The organism is Mycobacterium sp., assembly GCF_035506235.1.
Lineage (GTDB): Bacteria > Actinomycetota > Actinomycetes > Mycobacteriales > Mycobacteriaceae > Mycobacterium.
Genome location: NZ_DATJPU010000224.1, coordinates 1 through 2,490, shown reverse-complemented (window position 1 = coordinate 2,490; position 2,490 = coordinate 1). Strand labels below are relative to the sequence as shown.

3 protein-coding genes and 1 pseudogene are annotated in these 2,490 nt (G+C 68.1%); 2 read left to right on the top strand and 2 right to left on the bottom strand.

Going from position 1 to position 2,490, the window contains the following annotated elements; all coding sequences use genetic code 11:
* Together VMD50_RS20605 and VMD50_RS20600 are read right to left on the bottom strand one after the other, a co-directional pair.
* Nucleotides 1-115: pseudogene (locus VMD50_RS20605) on the bottom strand (acyl-CoA dehydrogenase family protein); the annotation flags it as partial.
* Nucleotides 116-211: 96 nt separating this feature from the next.
* On the bottom strand, nt 212-862 hold the full coding sequence (locus VMD50_RS20600) for a nitroreductase family protein (RefSeq protein WP_325430198.1): 651 nt from the start codon (nt 860-862) through the stop codon (nt 212-214).
* 59 nt (nt 863-921) lie between these two features.
* On the opposite strand from VMD50_RS20600, the gene VMD50_RS20595 reads away from it, so the two are divergent.
* Together VMD50_RS20595 and VMD50_RS20590 are read left to right on the top strand one after the other, a co-directional pair.
* Nucleotides 922-1,320, top strand: coding sequence for a carboxymuconolactone decarboxylase family protein (locus VMD50_RS20595; protein WP_325430196.1), 399 nt, complete (start codon nt 922-924; stop codon nt 1,318-1,320).
* Complete coding sequence (locus VMD50_RS20590; protein ID WP_325430194.1) at nt 1,311-2,225, top strand: NAD(P)-dependent oxidoreductase; 915 nt, start codon at nt 1,311-1,313, stop codon at nt 2,223-2,225. Before VMD50_RS20595 ends, VMD50_RS20590 begins: the two co-directional genes overlap by 10 nt.
* The last annotated feature ends 265 nt before the right edge of the window (nt 2,226-2,490 follow it).

The following is a 2,490-nucleotide window of genomic DNA, read 5'->3' as shown; positions in this document are numbered from 1 at the left end:
GGTCGACGCCGTCCTCGGCCACGCTGCGCACCAGCGACGGCGGGCACTGCTTGGCGACGACGTCGCGAACGGTCTTCTGCCACAGCCGCTGATCGGCATCGAACTCCAACAGCATCCGGGCCGCCTCCTGTCGTCACCGCCTTGGCGAGAATAACATTCTCCAACTCGGAAGCGGTAATCTCGGAAAGCGATTATGAGGTGTCCGAACACCCTAGGTGGCGCCGAGCAGCCCATCGGCGGGCTCGTCCCAGCGGTCGAGGTTGACGAACTCGGCGAGCGGGCGACGGCGAAGCGGCCCGTGCTTGCCCTTGGGCCGCCCCACCACGATGTGGCCGGCGACCAACCAACCCTCGGGTATGCCGATGGCTTCGCGCAGCAGCCGCTCGCCGCCGTAGGAAGCCCAGCTGGTGAGGCACGCCCCCAGGCCTTGGGCGCGCGCGGCCAGCAGGAAGTTCTGCATCGCGGGAAAGATCGACCCGCCCAGCAGCAGCTCGGACGCCGTCGGGTAGTGCTGCTGCGCGAACAGCACGGAAGTGAACTCGCCGGCGCGATCGTACAATTCGTAGGTCGCGCGGTAGGTGCGGGCGCGGCGGCTGTTGTCGCCGTCGGCGGGCCGGGCCATCCCGTAGACGGGTTCGATCACTTCCAGGGCGTGGGCCGCCGCCTTGGCCACGGCCGCCCGCTGCTCGGGCGACCGCAGCACGACGAACCGCCAGCCCTGCGCGTTGGCGCCCGAGGGCGCCCACCGAGCCGCCTCGAGGCACCGCGCCAAGGCCGCGTCGTCGACCGGCTCGTCGGTGAACCGCCGGATCGTCCGGGCGGTCGACATGACCTCCCAGACGTCACTGCTTGCTCCGGTCATTGCGTGTCCCTCTGGTTGGCTGTACATCAGCTCACCACCCGACGTAGAGGAAAGAACCATTGGATCGCGAAACCTATCAACGAGGACTTGAAATCCGCTCCGCGGTGCTGGGCGAGGAATACGTCAACCGAGCGCTGGCCGACGCGGACGACTTCACCAAGCCTCTGCAAGACCTCGTCACCGCGTACTGCTGGGGCGCGGTGTGGGGCCGCGAGGGGCTGGCGCTGAAGACGCGCAGCATGCTCAACCTCGCCATGATCTCGGTCCTCAACCGGCCCAACGAGTTGCGCACGCACATCAAGGCGGCGCTGACCAACGGCGTCACGCGCGACGAGATCCGCGAGATATTCCTTCAGGTCGCGATCTACGCCGGCGTGCCCGCCGCCGTCGACAGCTTTCGCATCGCGAGCGAGGCTTTCGCCGAAGTGGACCAGAGACAGGGCCGGCGATGCGAATAGGGTTCATCGGCTTGGGAAACATGGGCTTTCCCATGGCAGTTCGCCTCGTTCGGGATGACCACGAGGTCGTCGCGTTCGACACACGCGGTGCGGCGCTCGAGCGCCTCGTCGCCCTCGGGGCGCGCGCCGCGTCGTCGGCGAAGGACGTCGCCGATCGGACCGAAACCGTCATGACCAGCCTCCCGTCGCCGGCGGCGTCGCTCGAGGTGGCGACCGGCGCCGACGGGGTGATCGAGGGGTCACGGGTCGAGCGCTACGTCGACCTGTCGACGGTCGGGAGCCAAGCGGCGACCCGGATCCACGGCCTGCTGGCACAACGGAACATCGTGGCGATCGACAGCCCCGTCAGCGGCGGCGTGAGGGGGGCGCAGAACGGTTCGCTCGCCCTCATGGTTTCCGGGCCGCGTGACGAATTCGCAGTCATACGAACCGCACTCGAAACGCTGGGCCGGCCGTTCTACGTCGGGGACACGCCCGGCTCGGCGCAGACCATGAAGCTCGCCAACAACATGCTCGCCGCCAACGTTTTGGCCGCCACGGCCGAAGTCATCGTGATGGGCGTCAAGGCCGGCCTGGACGCCGAGGCGATGATCGAGGTGCTCAACGCGGGATCGGGCGGTACGAGCGCCAGCCGCGACAAGTTCCCGCGCGCGATCCTGCCGCGAACCTTCGATTACGGCTTTGCCACCGGCCTCATGGTCAAAGATGTTCGGCTCTACCTCGACGAGGCCCACGCGCTGGGCGTCCCGGCACAGATCGCCGAAACGATCGGCCGGCTCTGGGAGGCTGCCGCGCGCTACGAGGGCCCGGACTCCGACTTCACGACGGTCATCAAGCCCCTGGAAAGGGCCGCCGGCGTGATCGTGGGCCAAACGAACCTGCGGCCGCCGGGCCAGCTCTTCTGACGCCGGAGGTTGACTCCACTGCTCGGAGCCGGTGCGGGTCGTTAATCCCGTTGGCAATCCACAATTTTGGCAATCCGCGCCTTGGCCCTTGGGCGCGCGCGACCCCGCGCCGCGAACTCAACGCTCGCTGCTGAGGTAACGCACGGTGGAGCTGCGTCGCACTTGAGCTATCCCGTCGCCCCGTGCGGCTGCGGAGGGGGCCAACCGAAAAGCCACGCGGCCACCAGGAAGCACAAGGCGCCGAAGAATGTGCCGATGTTGGCCC